The following is a 22,060-nucleotide window of genomic DNA, read 5'->3' as shown; positions in this document are numbered from 1 at the left end:
ACGGTTGGCTAGTGTGCGGCGATTCGGCGGAGCACATAGGACAGGATCCCTCCGTGGCGGTAGTAGTCCGCTTCACTGGGCGTGTCGATCCGGACGTCGGCATCGAATTCCCGGCTGGTGCCGTCCGCCGGGGTGGCGATGACCCGGACCCACTCGGGTAGCTCGCCGTCGCCGGCCAGGCCGTGAATGGCGTACACCTCCTCGCCGGACAGGCCGAGTGTGGTGGCGTTCTGCCCGGGCGGGAACTGCAGGGGCAGCACGCCCATGCCGATCAAGTTGGAACGGTGGATCCGCTCGTACGACTCCGCGAGCACCGCGCGCACGCCGAGCAGGGCGGTGCCCTTGGCGGCCCAGTCCCGCGACGACCCGGACCCGTATTCCTTGCCGGCGATGACCAGCAGCGGCACGCCCTCGGCGGCGTACCGTTGGGCGGCGGCGTAGATGCTCATCCGTTCCCCGTCCGGCAGGTGGCGGGTGATGCCGCCCTCGGTGGCCGGGGCGAGCAGGTTGCGCAGCCGGATGTTGGCGAAGGTGCCGCGGATCATCACCTCGTGATTGCCGCGCCGGGAGCCGTAGGAGTTGAACTCGCGTGGACTGATCCCGTGCTCGCGCAGGTAGGCGCCGGCCGGCGCGTCCCGCTTGATCGCCCCGGCCGGCGAGATGTGGTCGGTGGTGACCGAGTCGCCGAGCTGTACCAGCACACGGGCGCCTTCGATGTCGCGCAGCGGCTCGGGGGTGGCAGGCAAGTTCTCGAAGAACGGCGGCCGGCGCACGTAGGTCGAGGCGGGATCCCAGGCGAACGTGTCGCCGGCCGGGACGGGCAGCGATTGCCAGCGTTCGTCGCCGGTGAACACGTCGGCGTAGTCGCGGACGTACATCTGGGGGTCCAGGCTGGCCGCAACGGCCCGGTCGATCTCTCCCGAGTCGGGCCAGATGTCGCGCAGGAACACCGGCTTCCCGTCCGTGCCGGTGCCGAGCGGGTCCTGGGCGAGATTGACGTCCATCGATCCGGCCAGCGCGTAGGCGACCACCAGCGGCGGCGAGGCCAGATAGTTGAGTTTGGTTTCCGGGTGGATGCGGCCCTCGAAGTTGCGGTTGCCCGACAGCACCGAGCACACCGCGAGGTCACCGGCGTTGATGGCGCGAGACACCGGTTCGGGCAGCGGACCGGAGTTGCCGATGCAGGTGGTGCAGCCGTAGCCGACCAGATCGAATCCGAGTTCACGCAGCGCCGACAGCACGCCGGCCCGGTCGAAGTAGTCCATGACGACCTTCGAACCCGGCGCGAGACTGGTTTTCACCCACGGTTTCGGGCGCAGGCCCCGCTCGGCGGCGTTGCGCGCCAGCAAGCCGGCGCCGAGCATCACCTGAGGATTGGAGGTGTTGGTGCAGCTCGTGATCGCGGCGATCACCACTGCCCCGTGGTCCAGCTCGACGGTCTCCCCGGTGTCCAGGGCGACCGGCATCTTCGAACTGGGCCGCCGCCCCGGCTCGGCCGCCGAGGGAACAGCCCGTGGCCGGTCGCCGGGGCGGTCGCCGGTGACCGCGATCGGGTCGGAGGCGGGGAAGGACTCCGCGCCGCTCTCGTCCAACCCGACCGGTGCCGGATCGGCCGGCAGGTACCCGCGCACCGCCGCGCGGAACGCCTGGGGTGCCCGGTCCAGCGGGATGCGGTCCTGAGGGCGTTTCGGCCCGGCGATCGAGGGCACCACGGTGGCCAGGTCGAGTTCCAGGACGTGGCTGTAGGCCGGTTCGTGGTCCGGTTCGTGCCACAGTCCCTGTTCCTTGGCGTACGTCTCGACCAGCGCGACGTGCTCGTCGGTGCGGCCGGTGAGCCGTAGATAGGCCAGGGTCTCGGCGTCGATCGGGAAGATCGCGCAGGTGCACCCGTATTCCGGGCTCATGTTGCCGATGGTGGCCCGGTTGGCCAACGGCACCTGAGCCAGGCTCGGGCCGCAGAACTCCACGAACGTGCCGACCACGCCGTGCGCGCGGAGCAGTTCGGCGATAGTGAGCACCAGATCGGTGGCCGTGGCACCCTCCGGTAGCTCGCCGGTGAGCCGGACCCCGATCACCTGCGGGATCAGCATGCTCATCGGCTGGCCGAGCATGGCGGCCTCGGCCTCGATCCCGCCGACCCCCCAGCCCAGCACGCCCAGCCCGTTCACCATCGTGGTGTGCGAGTCGGTGCCGACGAGGGTGTCCGGGAACGCCTGGCCGTCCTCGGCGAACACCACCCGGGCCAGATGTTCGATGTTGACCTGGTGCACGATCCCGGTCTTCGGCGGCACCACCCGCAGGTTGTCGAACGCCTGCTGGCCCCAGCGCAGGAACTGGTAGCGCTCCCGGTTGCGCTGGTACTCCAACTCGACGTTGCGGTCGAACGCGTCCGGGCGGGCGACGTAGTCGGCGATCACCGAGTGGTCGATCACCAGCTCGACCGGCCGCAGCGGGTTGATCGCCGCCGGGTCCCCACCCAGGGCAACCATGGCCTCGCGCATCGCGGCCAGATCGACGATGCACGGCACGCCGGTGAAGTCCTGCATCAACACCCGCGCCGGGGTGAACTGGACCTCGGTCGCCGGCTCCGCGGCCGGGTCCCACGCGGCGAGCGCGCGGATCTGCTCGGCGGTGACGGCGTGGCCGTCCTCATGGCGGAGCAGGTTCTCGGCCAGCACCTTCAACCCGAACGGCAGGCGCTCGGCACCGTCGAGCCGGTCGAGACGATGGATCACATACGACGCGTCCCCCGTGGTGAGGGTGTCGCGGGTGCCGAAAGTGTTGGTGGACATGGTGATCCTCCGCTCACATATCCGAGCGTGCCGAGCCGTCGGGGTCGCCGCCGGGTTTGCGCCGGCAGCGTGGGAAGAGGCGGCGCAGCGGGTCGTAGCGGCGGTCCACGACGCGTTCCTTCATCGGGATGATCGCGTTGTCGGTGATGTGGATGCTCTCCGGGCACACCTCGGTGCAGCATTTGGTGATGTTGCACAGACCGAGGCCGTGGGCCTCACGGAGCTGGTCGCGCCGGTCGACGGTGTCCAGTGGGTGCATGTCCAGTTCGGCGTGCCGGATGAAGAACCGCGGCCCGGCGAAGCTGGGCTTGTTGTCCTCGTGGTCACGGATGACGTGGCAGACGGTCTGGCACAGCCAGCACTCGATGCACTTGCGGAACTCCTGCGCTCGGGTCACGTCGGCCTGCCGCATCCGGTACTCCCCGGGCGCGAGGTCGGCCGGTGGGGCGAAGGACGGGATCTCCATGGCCTTGCGGTAGTTGAACGACACATCGCACACCAGGTCCCGGATGATCGGGAACGTCCGCAACGGCGTGATGGTGATGGCGTCTTTCGGCAGGGCGGACATGCGGGTCATGCACATCAGCCGGGGACGGCCGTTGATCTCCGCGCTGCACGAGCCGCACTTGCCGGCCTTGCAGTTCCACCGCACCGCCAGGTCACCGGCCTGGGTGGCCTGCACCCGGTGCACGAGGTCGAGCACGACCTCGCCGTCGGCCACGGTGACCGGGTAGTCGACCAGGCCGCCGCCCTCGGCGGTGCCCCGCCAGATCCGCAGGCTCATCCGGTAGCTCATGGTCACGGTACCTTCCCTGGTCAGGCGACGATGCGCGGATCATGCAGGACACCGGCCGCGTCCAGCCGCACGTACAGGTCGGTCAGCGCCACCCAGACCAGTGACGCCCAGGCGAACCGGCCGTGGATCGGGTTGATCTTCGACACGGCGGTCCAGAGTCGGTAGCGGATCGGGTGGCGGGAGAAGTGGTTGATCCGCCCGCCCACGACGTGCCGGCAGGCGTGGCAGGACAGCGTGTACAGCCACAGCAGCACCGCGTTGATCACCAGCACCACGGTGCCCACGCCGATGCCGAGGTGCCCGTCGAAGTTGAACGCGATCACCGCGTCCCAGGTGAGGATCACGTTGAACACCATCGCGGCGTAGAAGAAGTAGCGGTGCACGTTCTGCAGGATCAGCGGGAAGCGGGTCTCGCCGGTGTAGCGGCGGTGTGGCTCGGGTACCGCGCAGGCCGGGGGCGCCAGCCAGAACGCCCGGTAGTACGCCTTGCGGTAGTAGTAGCAGGTCAACCGGAATCCCAGCGGGAAGATCAGCACGATCACCGCCGGGGTGACGATCCACCAGGTGCCGAACCAGCCCAGGTGGGGCGCGCCCTGCGAGCCCGGGACGGCGCCGCAGTGCCAGGACAGGCACGGCGAGTAGAACGGCGACAGATAGGGGTCGGCGTAGTAGTCCCGGTTGGCCACCGCCGCGTAGGTGGAGTACACGATGAACGCCAGCAGGACCGTGAACGTCGAGGCCGGGTAGGCCCACCACCGGTCGATCCGCAGCGTCCGGGTCGTGATCGGCGCCCGCCCCGGCGCGCGGGTTCCGGTCCTACCCGGTCCGGCCGGGGTGCGCGTGTGCACCATCGGCCCACCTCCTCACCTACCGCCGTCGTATCACCCGTGTCACCTGGTCAGAGGACGTTGATCCGGGGACCAAAGACCCCGGTTCCCATGTGGTCCCGGTGGCTACAGTCACAGTGGGAGACGGTGCTTGCAGATTGCCTGCGATCGGCCGCGCCGGGATGGTGAACAGCGGCTACCGAAGCCACGAGAGACCGGCGGTGTCCATCGATGAGCCTGTCACGTCAGCAGACCCAACCGAACAGTCAACCCAACCCGGCGGACGAGCGGCCCGGCCCGCGGGTCAGCATTCAGATGCTGGGCCGGTTTACCGTCCGGCGGGACGGCCGGGAGCAACCCGACCGGGTGTTCGGTGGCCGACTGGCGCGCCAACTGCTGCGGATGCTCACCCTGGCTCGGGGGACGCTGCTGTCCAAGGACGTCGCGATCGAGGCACTGTGGCATACACACCCGCCGGTCGACGCTGGCGGCAACGTCGAGATCCTCATCAGCCGCATCCGCCGCGCGCTGGGTGACCGGTCGCTGATCCAGACCGGTTCCGGCGGCTACACCCTGGTCGGAGACGACCGCTGCTGGGTGGACATCGAGGCGTTCCTGACCGCCGTCGGCCGGGGACAGGCCGAACTGACCCACGACCCGGACGCCGCCCTGACCGCGTTCCGGGCGGCCCTGTCGTTGTGGCAGGGTGAGCCGCTGGCCGAGGACGCCTACGCCGACTGGGCCGTCGAGCACCGCCACCACCTGCTGCGCGCCCACCTCGACGCGCTGGAGGGCGCGGCCAGCGCCGCGCTGGCGGTCGGCGACACCACCGGAGCGCTGACCTGGGCACAGACGGCCGCCGACGAGCATCCTCTGCGCGAGGCCGCGGCATTGCTGCTGGTCCGGTCGCTGGCGGTCAGCGGGGACCGGGCCGCCGCGCTGGCGGCCTTCGACGCGTTCGGGCGGCGGCTGGCCGACGAACTGGGCATCGACCCCTCCACGGACGCGCTGCGGCTCCGGCAGCAGGTGCTGTGCGACGAGATCCGCCCGGGCAGTCCAGCGGGGAGCCAACTGGTGGAGGTCACCGCCGAGCAGCCGCCGGCGCTGATCATGCCGTTCGTGGGGCGGGACCAGGTGCTGGCGCGGATCGCCGGGCTGCTGGCCGATCGGCAGACGCGGGTGGTGCTGGTGCACGGCACGCAGGGCTGCGGGAAATCCCGGCTGCTCGCCGAACTCGCCGATCAGGTCGCCATGCCGGTCGTGACGCTGCACACGCATCGGGATCTCCGGGACGCCCCCGGCGCACTGGCCGCCGACCTGCTCCGGACCCTACAGACCTACCCGGCCGCGCGCGGCGAGCATCGCCACCTGGTCCCGGCGCCCCGCCCCGCCGAGGCGTCGCAGGACGGGAGTCCGCTGGACACCGAGATCCCACGGGTGGTGCGGACCGTCCTGCGCGCGGTCCGAGGCCAGGCCCGGCCTCGCTGCCTGCTCGCGATTGACGACCTGCAGTGGGCCGACGACAGCAGCCTGGCCCTGCTGCGGGTGCTGCGCCAGCGTGTGCCGGGCCTCCAGGTGATCGCTACCTGTCCGACGTCGCGACCGCCCGGGAGTCCTGATCCGGCCGAGGCGCTGGCCGGCGCCGATCCCGGACTGATTCGCAGGGTGGACCTCGCCCCGTGGTCGGCCACCGACCTGTCCATGATCATGGGCCCGATTCTGCGTGCGGTCGTTGCCGAGCGCAGCGACCGCACGCCCGCGACCGTCATCCAGGTGCTGGAGGCGCTGGCCGCGGAACACCTGATCGAACGCGATCCGCGCGGCCGATGGCGACTACGCGACCGCGGCGCGCGGTCCCGAGTTCGGGCGCTGGTGACCGCCGGGGGACGACCGCTGCTGCGGGCCAGGGTGGCGTCGCTGCCCACGTCGAGCCGGGAGGCGCTGGCGCTGCTCGCGCTGCTGGGCCGTCCCGCCCCTGCCAGCGTGGTGGCCACCGCCGCCCGGCTGGACCTGCCGGCCGCCCTGGACGCGCTGACCACTCTGGCCAGCGCTGGCCTGGTAGTGGGTGACGACGACGGCTGGGCACCTGCCACGAGCACCATCGGCGACATCGTGACCGCCGACCTCGATCCCGCGGGCCGGCTGCGGCATCACCTGATGCTCGCCGAGGCCCTGCGCGAGCACGACGCGGACCTCGCTGAGGTCGCCGCCCATCTGACGGCGGGTGGCGACCACCCCGCGGCGGCTGTTGCGTTCGCCGACGCCGCGCGGGTCCGGCTGAACCGGATCGCCGACCGGGAAGCCCTGCGCCTGACCCGGGCGGGCCTGACGGCGGCGACGCCCGGCCACACCCGGGCCGCGCTGTGGCGCATCCGGGGTGAGGCGCACCGGCGGTGCGGCCAACTCCCGGACGCGCGCGCCGACCTGGACGTGGCGCTGGCCGACGCCCCGTCCGGGGCGGAGCGCTCCCGCGTGCTGGCCCAGCGGGCCCTCCTGGAGACGCGGTCCGCCAGCGCGTTCCGGGGCGCGGAGCTGGCCGAACTGGCGATCGCCGACGCCGGGGACGATCCGGCGGCCCGTGTCCAGGCGCTGGCCGCGCGGGCGCTGGTCGACCTGTGGCTGGCCCGGCTCGACGGGGCCCGGCGGTGCTTCCGGCGGGCACAGCGGCTGGTGCGGCGGGCCGGGGACCCGGAGGGTGCCGCGCGGCTGCTGCACTGGCAGGCGATGGCCGCACTGCTGGCCGGCCGGCTCGGCGAGGCCGCTACCCGGCTGGACGATCTGTCCCGGCTGCCCACGACCTCACCCGAGACGCTGCTGCTGTGGAATCCGCGCGCCACCCGCGGGCACGCCCTGGTGCTGCTCGGCGAGCCGGCCGCTGGCCTGACCGAGATCGACGCGGCGTGGGCCTGGGCCCGCGCCGCCGACCTTCCGGAGATGCACGCCTCCTGCCTGTGGCATCGCAGCGAAGCCCTCTCGACCCTCGGCCGCCACGACGAGGCCGAGGACGCGGCCAGGGCCGCGCTGGCCATCGCCCGGCGCATCGAGCACACCGAGTGGACCGCGGCGGCGCTGCGGGCGCAGGGGATCGCCCGGCAGTGCGCCGGCGACCTGGACGGCGCCGAAGCCGCCTTCCGCGAGTGCCTGGACGCGGGCCGGGAGATTCCGTTGTTCGCGGGCTGGGCATCGGCCCGGCTGGGCCTGGTGCTGGTCGGCCAGGGACGGCTCGCCGAGGCGGAGCCGCTCATCGACACGGCGCTGCGTCAGGGTGTTCCGCTGGCCCGGCACGAAGCCCGGTGGGCGCAGGCCGAACTGCTGCACGCCCGCGGCGCCCCAGGTGCCCGCGCCGTGGCTGGGGCGGCGCTGGCCGCGGTGCGTGAGGCCGGCTACCAGGCGCTGGTGCCGCAGCTGGCCGCACTCGCCGGATAAACCCATCGCACATCGTCATCGCAGGCAAATCGCAAGCCGACCCGACCACGCTCATGACCGGAACCCATCCCGAGCGGCACGTGTCTGGGAGGCGGTGTGCGATGGCGACGGTGGCGATCAACGGCCTGGGCCGGATCGGCCGGGCCACACTGAAAGTGTTACTGACCACCGAGGGCGTGCAGGTCGCGGCGGTCAATGACCTCGTCTCGATCGACAACCTCGCCTACCTGCTGCGCTACGACAGTGTCTATGGCCGCTACCCCCGGCCGGTGAGCGTGGACGGTGACGCCCTGGTCGTCGACGGGCACCGGATCCCGGTGTCCGCGCGGCGCACCCCCGCCGAGTTGCCGTGGCGCGAGCTGGGCGTGGACCTGGTGTTCGAGTGCACCGGCGTGTTCCGGCACGAACCCGAACTGGCCGGGCACCTGACGGCCGGGGCCGGGTTTGTGATCCTGTCGGCGCCTGCCCGCACCGAGACCGTCGCCACCGTGGTGCACGGCACCAACCGGGCGGCCGCGGATCAGCGGATCATCTCGTGCGCCAGTTGCACCACCAACTGCATCACCCCCGTGGTGGAGATCCTGGATCGCCGGGTCGGCGTGGCCCGGGCGGTGATGACCACGGTGCACGCCTACACCTCCACCCAGCAGTTGATCGACGGCCCCAGCACGGATGTCCGGCGCGGCCGGGCCGGGGCGGTGAACATGCTGCCCGCCTCGACCGGGGCCGCACTGGCCACCACGCGGGCGCTGCCCGAGCTGGCCGGCCGATTCGACGGGGTGGCGCTGCGGGTGCCGCTGCCGGTCGGCTCGATTGCCGACATCACGGCGGTGACCACCCGGCCCACCACCGTGGCCGAGGTCAACGACATCTTCCGCGCCGAGGCCACGACCGACCGCTACCGGGACATCGTCGGGGTCGCCGAGGACCCGATCGTGTCGACCGACATCGTCGGTGACCCGCGCGCCTCGGTGATCGACGCGGCGATGACCCGGGTGGTGGACGGCACTCTGATCAAGATCATGAGCTGGTATGACAACGAGTGGGGCTTCACCCACCAGATGGTGCGCGAGGCGCTGGCCGTGCTGGGCATCGCGGAGGGATCCTGGTGAGGGTCAAGGAGATCATGACCGCGCCGGTGGTGACCGTGCCGGCCGACGCGACGCCGGCCACGGTGGCCGCGGTACTGCGGGAGCATCGGATCAGCGGTGTGCCCGTCGTCGACCCCGATGGCGCGGTCGTCGGTCTGGTCAGCGAGTACGACCTGCTGGCCCGCTCCGGTGGCACCGCGGGCGAGGTGATGTCGACCGCGGTCATCAGCGTCACCGAAGACACCGACGTCGACGAGGTGCGCCACCTGCTGGTCGAACGGCGTATCCACCGGGTTCCGGTGCTGGCCGGAGCACGGCTGGTGGGCATCGTGAGCCGCTCCGACGTGGTCGCGCTGCTGGCCACCGAATGGGTGTGCCAGGTCTGCGGTGAGGCTGTGCGCGGCAGTCAGGCCCCGACGTCGTGCCCGAAATGTCAGGCCGGCGCCGACCAGTTCGTGCTGCAGGACCCCGACCCCGGCAGCTGAACCCAGACACGCGGCGAGGAGGTATCGGCATGGTCGACCCCGCTTCGGCCCCGGCGAGCGGCCCCGTGGCCACCCGTGGCAACAGGCTGTCGGAGGACGCCGAGGTGTTGCGCGGCTTCTACCGGCAGATGACGCTGATCCGGGTCTTCGAGCAGCGCGCCGCCGAGATGTACACCAAGGCGAAGATCGGCGGCTACTGCCACCTCAACCTCGGTGAGGAAGCCACCGTCGTCGGCTTGATGGCCGCCCTGCGACCCACCGACTATCTGTTCACCACCTACCGCGAACACGGCTACGCCCTGGCCCGCGGCGCCGAACCGGCGCGGGTCATGGCCGAACTGTTCGGCCGCGCCACCGGCCTGTCCGGTGGGCGGGGCGGCTCGATGCACCTGTTCGACACCCAACACCGCCTGCTGGGCGGGTACGGCATCGTCGGCGGCCAGATCCCGCCAGCGACCGGGGCCGCGCTCGCCGTGTCCTACCGCCACGAGCCGGGCGGGGACTGTGACGCGGTGATGTGCCTGCTCGGGGACGCGGCCACGAACATCGGGGCCTTCCACGAATCGCTCAACCTCGCCGCCGTGTGGCGGTTGCCGATCGTGTACGTGATCGTCAACAACCAGCTCGGCATGGGCACCCCGGTCGAGGCCGCCGCTGGCGAACCCGAGCTGTACCGAAGGGGCTGCTCCTACCGCATCCCGGGGCAGCGCGTGGACGGCAACGACGTGCTCGCCGTCCGCGAGGCTGCCCGCGACGCCCTGGATCAGGCCCGGGGCGAGCACCAGCCGATGCTGCTGGAAACAGTCAGCTACCGGCTGCGCGGCCACTCGGTGGTCGATCCGGCCCGCTACCGCAGCGACGCCGACAACCAGCGTCTGCGGGAACAGGATCCACTGCCCGCCTTCCGCGCCCGGCTGATCGACGACGGTGTCCTCGACACGCAGGACGCCGCGCGGATCGACAGCGAGGCCGAGCAAACCGTCGCGGCAGCCGTCGACGCCGCCGACCACGCCCCGGCCCCGGACGTCGAGGCACTGTTCGACTACGTGTACGCGACCCCGGTCGCCAACACCTACCGGGGCCGGCCCGGTGATCCGGTGGTGACGCCGTGACCGTGATCAGCTACCGGCAGGCGCTGCACGACACGCTGCGCGCCGAGTTGTTGCGCGACGAGGACGTGTTGCTGCTTGGCGAGGAGATCGGTGTCTTCGAGGGCTCCTACAAGATCACCGCCGGGTTGCTCACCGAGTTCGGTCCCCGCCGGGTACGGGACACCCCGATCTGCGAGGAAGGATTCGTCGGCACCGCGATCGGCGCGGCCATGCTGGGGCTGCGGCCGGTGGTGGAGATCATGACGATCAACTTCAGCCTGCTGGCCATCGACCAGATCGTCAACCACGCCGCGAAGATGCGCTCGATGTTCGGCGGACAGGTCAGTGTGCCGCTGGTGATCCGCACCCCGGGCGGAGGCGGACAACAACTGGCGGCCACGCACTCGCAGAACCTGGAGGTCTGGTACGCCCACGTGCCTGGCCTGAAGGTGCTCGCCCCGGCCACCCCGGCCGACGCCAAGGGCCTGCTCGCCGCGGCGATCCGCGACGACGACCCGGTGCTCCTGCTGGAGAACCTCGCCCTGTACAACACCAAGGGCGAGGTCCCCGACGGCGACCACACCCTCGACATCGGCACCGCCACGGTGATGAAACCCGGCGCCGATATCACCGTCATCGCCTATTCCCGCGCCGCCGTCGTCGCCCTCGACGTCGCCCGCCGACTCGACGAGGACGACATCTCCGTCGAGGTGATCGACCTGCGCAGCCTGCGCCCCCTGGACCGGGACACGATCTGCGCCTCGGTCCGCAAGACCAGCCGCGCCGTCGTGCTGGAAGACGACTGGCTGTCCTACGGCATCGGCGCGGAAATCGTGGCCACCCTGCAGGAGGGCGCGTTCGACTACCTGGACGCCCCGGTCCGCCGGGTCGCGGCGGCCGAAGTCCCACTCCCGTACGCCAAACCGTTGGAACTGGCCGCGCTACCCGATGCCACCGCCCTGACCCGCGCCATCCGGGACACCCTCGACGCCACCCGCTTCACCGGCCAGGAGGCCACCGATGACGGACGTGTTGATGCCCCGCCTGTCCGACACCATGGAGGAAGGCGTCCTGTCCACGTGGCGCAAGCACGAAGGCGACCCGGTGCACAAGGGCGACGTCCTGGCCGAGATCGACACCGACAAGGCCACCATGGAACTGGAGGCATACGACGAGGGCGTCCTCGCCCGCCTGCTGGTCGACGAAGGCGCGACCGTGCCGATCGGCACCCCCATCGCGGTCATCGACCCCACTGGCACCCCGCCCGCCGCCAGCTCCGATCTTCCGGCGACAACCACTGCCCAGACACCGTCCGCAGCCCTACCTCCGGCGCCGCCCTCACCACCGCCCACCCCGGTCGCGGGCCCACCGTCCACAGTGGCGTTTCGGGCATCCCCGCTGGCTCGCCGGCTCGCCCGCGAACACGGACTGGACCTGGCCGCGATCCCCGGCAGTGGCCCGGACGGACGCATCGTGCGCGCCGACATCGACGCCGCCATCGCCGACCAAACCGCCGACCAAGCTGCTGAGCACGCCGCCGCCCCACCAGCGCCAACACCGGTCCCAGCGCCGGTAGCACCGCAGCCGACAGCCCGGCCGACACCCGCAGCAGCCGTGGGCCCAGATACCGAGGAGGTGCCGCTGACCCGGGTGCGGCGCCTGACGGCGCAACGCCTCGCCGCCAGCGCCCAGCAGGCCCCGCACTTCTACCTCAGCCGCGTCGTGGATGCCGACGCTCTGGTGGCCTTCCGCGCGCAGGTCAACACCGACCTCGCGGACGCCGGTGTCCGGGTCAGCGTCACCGACCTGCTGGTCAAAGCCTGTGCCCAGGCACTGATCGCGCACCCGGAGGTCAACTCCTCCTGGGGTGAGACCCGGCTGCTGCGCCACCACCGGGTGCACATCGGGATCGCGGTCGCTCTGGACGAGGGGCTGATCGTCCCGGTCGTCCAAGACGCCGACCGCAAGACTGTGTCCCAGATCAGCCGCGAGGCCCATGACCTCGCCGAGCGGGCCCGCGCCGGTCGGTTGTCCTTGGACGAGATCACCGGCGGCACCTTCACCATCAGCAACCTCGGCATGTACGGCATCGACCAGTTCACCGCCGTGATCAACCCGCCCGAGGCCGCCATCCTCGCCGTCGGGGCCGCCACGCCTGGTCCGATCGTCCGCGACGGCCAACTCGCGGTCGCCACCATCATGACCCTGACGCTCTCGATCGACCATCGCGTCCTCGACGGTGCCACCGGCGCCCAGTTCCTCGCCGAGGTGACCGCGCTGCTGGAACACCCCACCCGGATCGTGCTATGAGCCCCCACTCGTGCATCCGACCGACCGCCCCACCGCGCGATGAGGCGACCGGCAGCATCGACCTGTCCGCCGCGGCGGAGGCCGCCACCGCCTTCCTGGCCGCCCTGGGCCTCCCGGACGACGCCTCGGTGCGTGGTGACGCCGGCTGGCGCCTGGCCCGCACCTACGCCACCGTCCTGGCCACCGAACCGCCGCCGCCCGCCACGGAACATCTCGACGCGGACGGCGGTGATCTGGTGGTCATCCCCGCGATCACGCTGGGGACGCTGTGCCCCGACCATCTGCTGCCGATCACCGCCCTGGCCCGAGTCGGCTACCTCCCGGACCGGCTCGTGGCACCCACCCCCATCATCGCGGACGCCATGCGATACCTGGCCGCACCGCCCCAATCCGTCGCTCGCCTGGCCGGCCGGCTGGCGGACTGGCTGCACGCCGCGACCCACGCGCACGGCGTCGGCGTCACCGTCCAGGTCGAGCACACCTGCCCGCTCCCACCGGGCCCCTCCGCCGCCGACGTGACCGGCGTCGGCACAGCCCTGCGCGGCCGGGTCCGTGACGACCCCGCCATCCGCGCCGAACTCCTGTCCCTCACCAACGTGCCCGCCACCCAGCGCGGGTGCCTCTCCGGAAGAAGGCCACGGTGACCGACCCGTTGACCGCTCTCACCGACGCCGGAGTCTCGATCTGGCTGGACGACCTGAGCCGCGAACGACTCACCAGCGGCAGCCTGGCCCGCCTGGTCGCCGACCAGCACGTCGCCGGGGTCACCACCAACCCGACCATCTTCGCCAAAGCCATCACCGGCAGCGACACCTACACCGAGCAACTCGGGCAGCTCGCCGCGCGCCGGGTCGAGATGGACACCGCGCTACGCGAGATCACCACGTTCGACGTGCGGTGGGCAGCCGATGTGCTGCGCCCGGTGTATGACGCCACCGACGGCGTGGACGGCCGGGTGTCCATCGAGGTCGACCCACGCATCGCGCACGACACCGAACGCACCATCGCCGAAGCCAAAGCCCTGTGGTGGCTGGTGGACCGGCCCAACCTGTTCGTCAAGATTCCGGCCGCCAAACAGGGACTGCCGGCGATCAGCGCCTGCCTGGCCGAGGGGATCAGCATCAACGTCACGCTGATCTTCTCCCTGGCCCGCTACGGCGAGGTGATCGACGCATTCCACGCCGGCCTGGAACGAGCCCGCGAAAACGGCCGCGACCTCGCCTCGATCTCCTCGGTCGCCTCATTCTTCGTGTCCCGAGTGGACACCGAGATCGACCACCGGCTGGACAAGCTCGGCAGCGACAATGCCGCCGGGCTGCGCGGAAAGGCGGCGATCGCCAACGCCCGGCTGGCCTACCAGCGCTACGAGCAGGCGTGCGTCACCGAACGGTGGCAGGCCCTGCACCAGGCCGGCGCCCGGCCGCAACGTCCACTGTGGGCATCCACCGGCGTCAAGGACCCCAGCTACCCCGACACCCGGTACGTGGTCGATCTCGTCGCACCCGAAGTGGTCAACACCATGCCCGAGGCCACCCTGCGCGCCGTCGCCGACCACGGCGTGGTCCCCGCCGACAGCGTGCACGGCACCTACGAGGCCGCCCAGCAGACCCTCGACGACCTCGCCGAACTCGGTATCGACTACGACGACGTGGTCCAGGTCCTCGAAGAGGAGGGCGTGGCGAAGTTCGACGCCAGCTGGGATCACCTCGGCGAGCAACTCGCCCGCACCCTGTCCACCACACCCGCCACCGCGTCGGGACGGTGATCAGCGATGGCCCCTCAGCCCGCGTTCGTGATCGTCGGTGCCGGTCTGGCCGGCGCCAAAGCCGCCGAAGCCTTGCGCGAGCAGGGTTTCGACGGCCGGATCGTACTTGTCGGCGACGAGGAATGGCGTCCCTACGAACGACCGCCGCTGTCCAAGGACTACCTGCAAGGCAAGGCCGAGCGGGACAGTGTCTTCGTCCACGACGCCGACTGGTACCCGAGCCATGACATCGACCTGCGGCTGGGCACCGCCGTCCAGCGCCTCGATCGCGACCGGCACGAGGTGATCCTCGCCGACGGCGACCGCCTGCCCTACGACAAACTCCTGCTGACCACCGGCGCCGAACCCCGCCGGCTCCCGATCCCCGGCGCGGACGCGGAGGGCGTGTACTACCTGCGCCGCGTCGAGGACAGCGACCGCCTGCGCGAGGTGTTCACTACGGCGTCGCGGATCGCCGTCATCGGCGCCGGCTGGATCGGCCTGGAAGTCGCCGCCGCGGCCCGGACCGCCGGTGTCGCGGTCACCGTGGTCGAGGTCGCCGCCCTGCCGCTGCTGCGCGTCCTCGGCCCGCAGGTGGCCCCGGTGTTCGCCGACCTGCACCGCGCCCACGACGTCGACCTGCGCCTGGACACCGGCATCCAGGAGATCACCACCGGCAGTGGCACAGCGACCGGGCTGCGGCTGACCGAGGGCAGCCACATCGAGGCGGACGCCGTGGTCGTCGGGGTCGGCGCCGCGCCCAACACCCAACTCGCCGCTGACGCCGGCATGGAGGTGGACAACGGCATCGTGGTCGACGCCTCGCTGCGCAGCTCCGACCCGGACATCTACGCCGCCGGGGACGTGGCCCGCGCCTACCACCCGTTCCTGGGCAAGCACATCCGGGTCGAGCACTGGGCCAACGCCCTCAACCAGCCGGCGACCGCCGCCGCGGCCATGCTCGGTCAGGAGGCTCGGTTCGAGGCGCTGCCGTACTTCTACACCGACCAGTACGACCTGGGCATGGAATACACCGGCTACACCGAACCCGAGGGCTACGACCAGGTCGTCATCCGCGGCGATCTGAGCACGCGCGAATTCATCGCGTTCTGGTTCCACCAAGGCCAGGTGCTGGCGGGCATGAACGTCAACATCTGGGACGTCACCGACGACATCAAGGCCCTCATCCATGCTCGAACGCCAGTCGACACCGCTCGGCTGGCAGATCCCAGCGTGCCGTTGGCCGAGGTGGGGACCACGGCATGACCGCAACCAGGACCCATGAGGACATGCCGTGGATGCGCGAGCTGGCCGGACAACTGCGGGTCGACTCGATTCGGTGCAGCACCGCCGCCGGCTCCGGGCATCCCACCTCCAGCCTGTCGGCCGCTGACCTGATGGCCGTCCTGCTGACCCGCCACCTGCGCTACGACTGGTCCCAGCCCGAGCATCCCGGCAACGACCATCTGATCTTCTCCAAGGGCCACGCCTCCCCGTTGCTGTACGCGATGTTCAAGGCCGCAGGCGTCCTCAGCGATCACGAACTGGTCAACGGGTTCCGCCGCTTCGGGTCCCGGTTGCAGGGGCATCCGACTCCGGTGCTGCCCTGGGTGGACGTGGCCACCGGTTCCCTGGGGCAGGGATTGCCCTACGGGGTCGGCATCGCGCTGGCCGGGGCGAAGCTCGACCACCTGCCCTACCACGTGTGGGTGCTGTGCGGGGACAGTGAGATGGCCGAGGGGTCGATCTGGGAAGCCCTGGACAAGGCCGGGTTCTACGGGTTGGGCAACCTCACCGCGATCGTGGACGTCAACCGGCTCGGCCAGCGCGGCCCCACCGAATGGGAATGGCAGATGGAGGTCTACCGGCGCCGGGTCGAGGCGTTCGGCTGCCGTGCGCTCGTGATCGACGGACATGACCTCGACCAGATCGACCAGGCATTCGTCACGGCGCGAGACGCGGACGTCCCCACGGTCGTGCTGGCCCACACCGTGAAGGGCAAGGGCGTGCCGGAGATCGAAGACCGCAATGGCTGGCACGGCAGGCCGCTGCCGGCCGATTTGGCCGAGCGTTCCGTCGCCGCGCTCGGCGGACCGCGCGCGCTGCGCGTCACACCACCACCGGTCCCGGCCCACCCGACCGCCGTCCAGGAGGCAACGCCAATCAGCTGGCCCCGCTATGAGCAGGGGAGCCGGGTCGCGACCCGGATGGCCTACGGCGACGCGCTCGCCGCCCTGGGAGCGCGACCGGAGGTCGTCGCCCTGGACGCCGAGGTGAGCAACTCCACCGGCGCCGCCCGGTTCGCCCAGGCGCACCCGGAGAAGTTCTTCGAGATGTTCATCGCCGAACAACAGTTGATCGCCGCCGCCGTCGGGCTGGCGGCTCGCGGGTATGTGGCTTTCGCCTCCACGTTCGCCGCGTTTTTGTCCCGCGCCTACGACTTCCTGCGCATGGCCGGAATTTCCCGCGCCAACATCAAACTGTGCGGCTCCCACGCCGGCGCCGAGATCGGCCCGGATGGCCCCTCGCAGATGGCGTTGGAAGACCTCGCCGCACTCCAGGCCGTGCACGGCTCGACGGTGCTCTACCCGGCCGACGCGGTCGCCACCACGCACCTGGTCGCCGCGATGGCCGACAGCCCCGGCCTGTGTTACTTGCGCACCACCCGCGGTGCCTACCCCGTGCTGTACAACACCGACGAACCCTTCCCGATCGGCGGATCCAAGACCCTGCGCACCAGCGACGCCGACACAGTTGCCCTGCTCGGCGCTGGCGTCACTGTGCACGAATGCCTTGCCGCGGCCGAGACCCTCGCCGCCGACGGCATCACCGCCCGCGTGATCGACCTCTACAGCGTCAAACCCCCCGACGCGGACACAATCGGCCGGGCCGTCCGCGACACCGGCGGACGGCTCGTCGTGGTCGAGGACCACTACCCGCAGGGCGGCCTCGGCGCCGCCGTCCTGGCATCACTCGCCGATACCGGGCTGCCGCTGCACCTGGCGCACCTGGCCGTCGCCGACCTGCCCGGCTCGGGCACCCCGGCCGAACTGCTCGACGCCGCCGGCATCTCCGCGCCCCACATCGTCACCGCGGCGCGGCGACTGCTGACAACGTGACGCGATCACCTGCCCGGCTGGCACGAGCGCCAGCCACCATGCTGGCGGACCACCGCGTTCGCCAGCTCGGGACCCCAGGAACCTCGCTGGTACGGCAGCGGCGGTGGCGGCATGGTCACAGCAGGCTCAACGATCCGCCACGCCTGCTCCACGGCATCCTGTCGAGCAAACCGGGAGGGATTGCCGTCCAACGCGTCGTCGAGCAATTGTTCATAAGCGGCGGGGCCTTCGCCCAGCGCCTCGGCCTCCGACATGGCCAGCGCCACCGGTTCGGTGACCAGACGACCACCCGGCACCTTGGCCTGCAGGTACAAGGTGATCCGGCCGTCGGGTTTGACCCGGAACCGCAACTGGTTGGGCCCCGGCCTGCTCGGATCGGCTTCGGCGAACAACAGGCGGGGCGGCTCACGGAACTCCACGACCGCCTCGGTCACCGTGCACGGCAGTGACTTTCCGGCCCGCACGTAGAAGGGCACTCCGGCCCATCGCCAGGAGTCGATCTCCAAGCGCAGCGCGGCGAAGGTCTCCGTGCGTGAGTCAGTCGCCACCCCGGCCTCGTCCCGATAGCCCACGTACTGGCCGCGTACCAGGTCCGCGGGCTCCACGGCACGGGTCGCGGTGAGCACCTTGACCTTCTCGTCGCGCAGCGCACCCGGATCGGCCGACACCGGCGGCTCCATCGCCAGCAGGGCGACCAACTGCAGCAGGTGATTCTGCACCACGTCCCGCACTGTCCCGACCCGGTCGTAGAACGTGCCCCGGCCCTCCACACCGAACGACTCCGCCATGGTCACCTGCACGTGGGCCACATAGTTGCGGTTCCACAGCGGTTCCAGCACCGTGTTGGCGAATCGCGTGACGAGCACGTTCTGGACCGGCTCCTTGCCCAGGAAGTGATCGATCCGGAAGATGTCGGTTTCGGCGAACACGTCGTGCAGGCAGACATTGAGATGGTGCGCAGAACTCAGATCGCGGCCGAACGGTTTCTCCACGACCACCCGGCCTCCCCGGTGCAGGCCCGTTCAGTGATGCCGCCAGCCGGTGATACAACTGCGGATCCCGGTAATCACCCGCCACGTAGTCGACCCGCCCGGCCAGATCACTGAAGATGCCGTCATCCACCGTCTCGCCAGCGGCTTGCGCCGTCGAACGGATCTGGCGGCGAAAGCGCTCCGCCGTCCAGGCGGTCGCCGCGACCCCGATCACGTGTACGCCGTTCAGCCGTCCGCGACGCGCGAGCCGGTACACGCTGGGCAGCAACTTCTGGCGGGCGAGGTCACCGGAAGCCCCGAACAGCACCAGCGCATCCCCACGCGGCGACTCCATTGCTGTCCCTCACTTTCGTCCTCGCAGCGAGCACGACGACCCCGTAGCGGTGTCAACGCCCGGGGCCTCGGGCGTCACTCACCCACCTCGGGATCCCGACGCACCTGCCGCACCCGGCCGTCGCCGGCCTGCCCGCCTCGGGCAACCCGGCCGAACCGCTCGACGCCGGCATCCCCGTGCCCCACATCTCCGTGTCCCACATCGCCGTCGCGCACGGACCGGGCACGGCGTAGCCACCGGCAGCCCGCGACGAGCATGCCCGCGAACACGATGATCCACACCGCCAGCGCCACCCACGCCTCGCCCCCGCCGAAGACGGCCAGCCAGCGGATACCGGTGGCGTGACCGAGCTGGGCACTCGCCACGCCGTACATGCCCACCGGGAACACCACGCTCCACAACGCGCTGTCGTAGCGCAGCGGCACCCGCCGCACGAGATGCCGCCACACACCGAGCGCCACCAGCAGCGGGATCAGCCAGCTACAGAACGACCACAGCACCAGCGAGACGTCCGCGAACAGACCACGCGAGAAGAGGGCGTCCGGCAGGGGAAGCAGCCGCGCGCCGGCCACGATCGTGATCGCCGCGGCCCCCATGAACACCCAGTACGACGGGACCAACTCCCGCGCCGGAACCGGCCGCACCAGCAACCGAGCCAGCTCGATCCCGGCCAGCAACAGGTACAACACCAACCCGATCGCCCAGCACACCGACCCCACCACCGCCAGGATCGTGGCCGGGCCGAACGGGACGAGCATGGCGGCGGCCACCGCGATCGACTGGGTGCCCACGACCCAGATGAACCAGGTGCCGTTGACCTGATCCAGACTCGGATGCCGCCGCGGGTCGGCGATCAGCCCCAGCGGCACGCCATAGCCCAGCACCACCCAGCTCGCCACACCGACGACCAGCAGCACGCCCGCCGGCCACCACCAGCCGCCGACGGCGAGCCGCACGGCCAACACGTCCGAGGCGGCCACGAACGTCAGGAACGCGAACCCCCGAGGGCTGACCACATCCGCCAGCAGCTGCCGCGGCCACCGCAGCAGCCGCCACCCGGACACACCCACCAGCCCGACATACCCGGCCACCGCGATCAGCAGCAGGGCGTCCGACACGGCCAGCTCGCCGTCATCGTGCAGCGCGGTGGACACGATGCCGGTGGCCATGACGAACGCGAACACGCCGGGGTTGAGACCACGCACCACGCACCGCCATCCCGCCCAGACTGGGCGGGACTCTCGCGGCACCGGCTGGTCCACGCGGTCAGGCTCCGCCTGGCCGTGGTCAGCTCGACCGACCACGGCCGTGGTGGCTGTGCTGATCCAGCCACTCGGCCAGCACGGCCGCCTGGCTGTGCTCGACATCCCGGGTTGCGGTCAGCAGTGTCAGATCCTGCGTCCGGGACAGCGAGCACAGGTGCTGGGCGGCCTGCCGGTGCGGCGACTGGCCCAGTTCTTCCAGGTACCGGCGGCGGAACTCGGCGAACCGCTCGGGGTCATGCCCGTACCACTGGCGCAACTCGGTGGACGGCGCGACCTCGCGCAGCCACTCGTCCAGATGCGCGTTCTCCTTGCGCACTCCGCGTGGCCATACCCGGTCCACCAACACCCGCACGCCGTCCGACCGGGCGGGCTGGTCATAAATCCTGCGATAGGCGACGTGCGTGTCCACGGCGCGCTCCTTCCCGACGCTCACAGGTAACCTCCTACCCCGTCATTTTATCCAAGTTGACTTGTATAAACTATGGGTGCGTGACGCACCACCCATACCCAGTGTCCCCTCAGTGAAGGTGCCCGTCCATGCGACGCAACCACCGTGACCGGGTGCCGACGACGCCGGATGATCCGCGCTACCCGGCCGCCAGTGCGCCGGACGCGGAGACGGTGGCCGACATGGACAGCGCGCTCGTCGGATGCCGGGCGTGCCCCCGGCTGGTGGCCTGGCGCGAACACGTCGCCACCGTCAAGCGCAGCGCTTTCCGCGAGTGGGACTACTGGGCGAAACCGGTCCCCGGATTCGGTCCGGCGGACGCCAGGATGGCGATCATCGGACTGGCTCCGGCCGCACACGGCGGCAACCGCACCGGCCGGATCTTCACCGGCGATCCCTCCGGCGCCGTGCTCTACGCCGCCCTGCACGCGGTCGGCCTCGCCTCCCAGCCCACCGCGACCCATCGGGGTGACGGCCTGGCCCTGCGCGGGGTGCGGATCACCGTGCCGGTGCACTGCGCACCCCCGGACAACCGGCCCACCACCGTCGAGCGGGACACCTGCCGGCCGTGGCTGGCCCGCGAGTTGGCACTGCTGCGCCCGACGCTGCGGGTGGTCGTGGTGCTCGGCGGGTTCGGCTGGCAGGCCGCACTTCCCGTGCTCGCCACGGCCGGCTGGTCACTGCCCCGACCGCGGCCCCGCTTCGGCCACGGTGCCCACGTCCGGTTGGCCGATCCGCGCACCGGCCGCGGCCTGCACCTACTGGGTTGTTACCACCCCAGCCAGCGCAACATCGCCACCCGCACCCTCACCATCCCCATGCTGCACGACGTGCTCCGTCGCGCCGCCCACCTCGCCGAGCAGTAGCCGCTCCGTTTGCCTGTTTCAGCCGGCCAGCAGCACGCCGAGGAACAACGCCGCCAGCGCGCTGACGCCGGTGAGTGCGCCGAACACGGCCAGCCCGGCGGTGCTGCGGGCGCGGGCGTGCAGGAACGCCGTGATCCCGGAGACGGCGACCACGGCGAGCTTCACGATCAGCGTGGTCCGGTAACGGCCGGTGTCCTTGGCGGCCTCGGCCAGGATGCTCCACACGCCGGTCGCCACCAACACGGCGAACGCCGGCCAGGCGACCTGGTTGAACCGCCGCGCCGCAGTCGTGGTCACCCGGGCGCCGAGCCCACGCAGCGCGGGCACCAACACGGCCAGCGTGAGCTGCCCACCAACCCAGATCGTCGCGGCCAGCACGTGCAGAAACAAACGGACCGTGTCCCAGGACACCACGAGCATGACCGCTGATCATTCCCTTCCGGCGGCCCGGCCGCACAGGACCTCCGTCCCTGA

17 protein-coding genes and 3 pseudogenes are annotated in these 22,060 nt (G+C 71.0%); 12 read left to right on the top strand and 8 right to left on the bottom strand.

All coding sequences use genetic code 11. From position 1 onward, the window contains the following. Positions 1-8: 8 nt before the first annotated feature. From acnA to ATK30_RS04280, 3 genes are read right to left on the bottom strand one after another with little or no spacing between them, the layout of a single operon-like run. Positions 9-2,792 carry an aconitate hydratase gene (gene acnA / locus ATK30_RS04290; RefSeq protein ID WP_101434383.1) on the bottom strand — a complete coding sequence of 928 codons (2,784 nt, stop codon included), beginning with the start codon at positions 2,790-2,792 and terminating at the stop codon, positions 9-11. Between the two features lie 13 nt (positions 2,793-2,805). Continuing rightward, positions 2,806-3,588: a succinate dehydrogenase/fumarate reductase iron-sulfur subunit gene (locus tag ATK30_RS04285; protein WP_101434382.1), complete on the bottom strand. Its 783-nt coding sequence runs from the start codon at positions 3,586-3,588 to the stop codon at positions 2,806-2,808. A 20-nt stretch (positions 3,589-3,608) separates the two neighbouring features. Next, a complete protein-coding gene (locus ATK30_RS04280) occupies positions 3,609-4,439 on the bottom strand; it encodes a hypothetical protein (protein ID WP_101434381.1) in 831 nt (276 codons plus the stop codon). Positions 4,440-4,646: 207 nt separating this feature from the next. On the opposite strand from ATK30_RS04280, the gene ATK30_RS04275 reads away from it, so the two are divergent. From ATK30_RS04275 to ATK30_RS04230, 11 genes and pseudogenes are all read left to right on the top strand, one after another. Next, entirely contained in the window at positions 4,647-7,841 is a 3,195-nt protein-coding gene (locus ATK30_RS04275) for a BTAD domain-containing putative transcriptional regulator (protein ID WP_101434380.1), read from the top strand. 101 nt (positions 7,842-7,942) lie between these two features. Beyond that, complete coding sequence (gene gap, locus ATK30_RS04270) at positions 7,943-8,953, top strand: type I glyceraldehyde-3-phosphate dehydrogenase (RefSeq protein ID WP_101434379.1); 1,011 nt, start codon at positions 7,943-7,945, stop codon at positions 8,951-8,953. Next, positions 8,950-9,417 carry a CBS domain-containing protein gene (locus tag ATK30_RS04265; RefSeq protein ID WP_101434378.1) on the top strand — a complete coding sequence of 156 codons (468 nt, stop codon included), beginning with the start codon at positions 8,950-8,952 and terminating at the stop codon, positions 9,415-9,417. The genes gap and ATK30_RS04265 overlap by 4 nt, the downstream gene beginning before the upstream one ends. 29 nt (positions 9,418-9,446) lie before the next feature. Next, the gene (gene pdhA / locus ATK30_RS04260) at positions 9,447-10,529 is read left to right on the top strand and encodes a pyruvate dehydrogenase (acetyl-transferring) E1 component subunit alpha (protein WP_101434377.1); all 1,083 of its coding nucleotides are present in this window, start codon (positions 9,447-9,449) and stop codon (positions 10,527-10,529) included. Then, positions 10,526-11,500: pseudogene (locus tag ATK30_RS04255) on the top strand (alpha-ketoacid dehydrogenase subunit beta); the annotation flags it as partial. The gene pdhA and the pseudogene ATK30_RS04255, both read left to right, overlap by 4 nt. Before the next feature lie 28 nt (positions 11,501-11,528). Then, positions 11,529-11,948: pseudogene (locus ATK30_RS45975) on the top strand (biotin/lipoyl-containing protein); the annotation flags it as partial. Positions 11,949-12,122: 174 nt separating this feature from the next. After that, complete coding sequence (locus tag ATK30_RS45970) at positions 12,123-12,818, top strand: dihydrolipoamide acetyltransferase family protein (protein WP_244194510.1); 696 nt, start codon at positions 12,123-12,125, stop codon at positions 12,816-12,818. Next, positions 12,815-13,462 carry a GTP cyclohydrolase I gene (locus ATK30_RS04245; protein WP_101434375.1) on the top strand — a complete coding sequence of 216 codons (648 nt, stop codon included), beginning with the start codon at positions 12,815-12,817 and terminating at the stop codon, positions 13,460-13,462. The genes ATK30_RS45970 and ATK30_RS04245 overlap by 4 nt, the downstream gene beginning before the upstream one ends. Further along, entirely contained in the window at positions 13,459-14,583 is a 1,125-nt protein-coding gene (gene tal, locus ATK30_RS04240; protein ID WP_101434374.1) for a transaldolase, read from the top strand. The genes ATK30_RS04245 and tal overlap by 4 nt, the downstream gene beginning before the upstream one ends. 6 nt (positions 14,584-14,589) lie before the next feature. After that, on the top strand, positions 14,590-15,828 hold the full coding sequence (locus ATK30_RS04235; RefSeq protein WP_101434373.1) for an NAD(P)/FAD-dependent oxidoreductase: 1,239 nt from the start codon (positions 14,590-14,592) through the stop codon (positions 15,826-15,828). Further along, the gene (locus ATK30_RS04230; RefSeq protein ID WP_101434372.1) at positions 15,825-17,681 is read left to right on the top strand and encodes a transketolase; all 1,857 of its coding nucleotides are present in this window, start codon (positions 15,825-15,827) and stop codon (positions 17,679-17,681) included. The genes ATK30_RS04235 and ATK30_RS04230 overlap by 4 nt, the downstream gene beginning before the upstream one ends. Positions 17,682-17,686: 5 nt before the next feature. On the opposite strand, the gene zwf is transcribed toward ATK30_RS04230, so the two are convergent. From zwf to ATK30_RS04215, 4 genes and pseudogenes are all read right to left on the bottom strand, one after another. Beyond that, positions 17,687-18,679, bottom strand: coding sequence for a glucose-6-phosphate dehydrogenase (zwf, locus tag ATK30_RS04225; RefSeq protein ID WP_208637260.1), 993 nt, complete (start codon positions 18,677-18,679; stop codon positions 17,687-17,689). An 82-nt stretch (positions 18,680-18,761) separates the two neighbouring features. After that, positions 18,762-19,007, bottom strand: a pseudogene (locus ATK30_RS47230) (hypothetical protein); the annotation flags it as partial. Between the two features lie 74 nt (positions 19,008-19,081). After that, a complete protein-coding gene (locus tag ATK30_RS04220) occupies positions 19,082-20,269 on the bottom strand; it encodes a tellurite resistance/C4-dicarboxylate transporter family protein (RefSeq protein WP_208637259.1) in 1,188 nt (395 codons plus the stop codon). A gap of 25 nt (positions 20,270-20,294) precedes the next feature. After that, positions 20,295-20,681, bottom strand: a complete 387-nt coding sequence (locus ATK30_RS04215; RefSeq protein ID WP_101434459.1) for a DUF488 domain-containing protein — start codon at positions 20,679-20,681, stop codon at positions 20,295-20,297. A 221-nt stretch (positions 20,682-20,902) separates the two neighbouring features. Here ATK30_RS04215 and ATK30_RS04210 point away from each other — a divergent pair, with 221 nt between their 5' ends. Further along, the gene (locus tag ATK30_RS04210; protein ID WP_244194509.1) at positions 20,903-21,586 is read left to right on the top strand and encodes a uracil-DNA glycosylase; all 684 of its coding nucleotides are present in this window, start codon (positions 20,903-20,905) and stop codon (positions 21,584-21,586) included. Between the two features lie 18 nt (positions 21,587-21,604). Here the strand turns inward: ATK30_RS04210 and ATK30_RS04205 are convergent, their stop codons facing one another. Continuing rightward, positions 21,605-22,006: a hypothetical protein gene (locus ATK30_RS04205; RefSeq protein WP_101434369.1), complete on the bottom strand. Its 402-nt coding sequence runs from the start codon at positions 22,004-22,006 to the stop codon at positions 21,605-21,607. Positions 22,007-22,060 lie beyond the last annotated feature (54 nt).

Source organism: Amycolatopsis echigonensis (assembly GCF_002846615.1).
Lineage (GTDB): Bacteria > Actinomycetota > Actinomycetes > Mycobacteriales > Pseudonocardiaceae > Amycolatopsis > Amycolatopsis echigonensis.
This window is presented reverse-complemented; position numbering and strand designations above follow the sequence as displayed.

Coding starts and splice junctions, on each gene's coding strand:
- acnA (WP_101434383.1), bottom strand. CDS start 2,792: ATGTCCACCAACACTTTCGGCACCCGCGACACCCTCACCACGGGGGAC.
- ATK30_RS04285 (WP_101434382.1), bottom strand. CDS start 3,588: ATGAGCTACCGGATGAGCCTGCGGATCTGGCGGGGCACCGCCGAGGGC.
- ATK30_RS04280 (WP_101434381.1), bottom strand. CDS start 4,439: ATGGTGCACACGCGCACCCCGGCCGGACCGGGTAGGACCGGAACCCGC.
- ATK30_RS04275 (WP_101434380.1), top strand. CDS start 4,647: ATGAGCCTGTCACGTCAGCAGACCCAACCGAACAGTCAACCCAACCCG.
- gap (WP_101434379.1), top strand. CDS start 7,943: ATGGCGACGGTGGCGATCAACGGCCTGGGCCGGATCGGCCGGGCCACA.
- pdhA (WP_101434377.1), top strand. CDS start 9,447: ATGGTCGACCCCGCTTCGGCCCCGGCGAGCGGCCCCGTGGCCACCCGT.
- ATK30_RS04245 (WP_101434375.1), top strand. CDS start 12,815: ATGAGCCCCCACTCGTGCATCCGACCGACCGCCCCACCGCGCGATGAG.
- ATK30_RS04235 (WP_101434373.1), top strand. CDS start 14,590: ATGGCCCCTCAGCCCGCGTTCGTGATCGTCGGTGCCGGTCTGGCCGGC.
- ATK30_RS04230 (WP_101434372.1), top strand. CDS start 15,825: ATGACCGCAACCAGGACCCATGAGGACATGCCGTGGATGCGCGAGCTG.
- ATK30_RS04210 (WP_244194509.1), top strand. CDS start 20,903: ATGGACAGCGCGCTCGTCGGATGCCGGGCGTGCCCCCGGCTGGTGGCC.
- ATK30_RS04205 (WP_101434369.1), bottom strand. CDS start 22,006: ATGCTCGTGGTGTCCTGGGACACGGTCCGTTTGTTTCTGCACGTGCTG.